Genomic DNA, 843 nt, shown 5'->3' on the forward strand with positions numbered 1-843 from the left:
GTCACGCTTGGCCGCCGCATCCTTGTCGCCTGTCTTGGCGACGAGCGCGAACCATTTGTAGGACTCCTCGAGGTTCTGCTTCATGCCGACGTCGGCGTCAAGGACAGCCAGTTCAATCTCGGCATCCTCGCCGCCAAGGGCGTCGGCATGAAGCAGAACCTCGAGGAGTCCTACAAATGGTTCGCGCTCGTCGCCAAGACAGGCGACAAGGATGCGGCGGCCAAGCGTGACGAGATCGCCAATGCGCTGCGGCCCGAGCAGCTCGAGCGCGCCCGCGCCGCGACCGAGCTGTGGAAGGCCAAGCCGCTGGATGCGGCAGCCAACTCGGCCGACATTCCCGAGTCCTGGCAGGACGGCGCGCCGCAGACGACCGCCAGCATCGACATGAAGAAGGCCGTCCAGAACATCCAGCGCATTCTCAACAAGAACGGCTACGACGCCGGCGGCGCCGACGGCAAGATGGGCCAGAAAACGAAGACCGCGATCATGGCTTTCCAGACCGACAACAAGATGGCGGCGACCGGCGAAGTCGACGAAAACCTGGTGAAGGCACTGCTGGCGCGCAAATAACGGCAGAGGCGTCGCTTCCACGACGCCCTTGCCACACATTCGCCTGTTAACTGATTGAGATGTTTTTTGTTTCGGCGGCGTAGCGCGGTTTGACTTCGCAGCACCTCCGGCGCAAGAACGAATTGGCTTGTCGGTCCAAGATGCCCGCAACGGTTGCATTCGCCGACAGGCAGAACTGATCGAGACTGACGGGTGGGCATCTATCTCCCGATCGCGGAAATTTCCGTCAATATCTTCGTCCTGCTGGCCATGGGCGCAGCGGTGGGTTTCCTG

The 843-nt window shown here is 61.8% G+C and carries 1 protein-coding gene; it reads left to right on the forward strand.

Features of this window, described 5'->3' with window-relative positions:
- On the forward strand, positions 1-570 hold a 570-nt coding region (locus EOA22_RS35615; RefSeq protein ID WP_245478789.1), incomplete at its 5' end, for a peptidoglycan-binding protein.
- Positions 571-843: the final 273 nt, after the last annotated feature.

It is taken from the genome of Mesorhizobium sp. M7A.F.Ca.US.014.04.1.1 (assembly GCF_003998745.1).
GTDB lineage: Bacteria > Pseudomonadota > Alphaproteobacteria > Rhizobiales > Rhizobiaceae > Mesorhizobium > Mesorhizobium ciceri.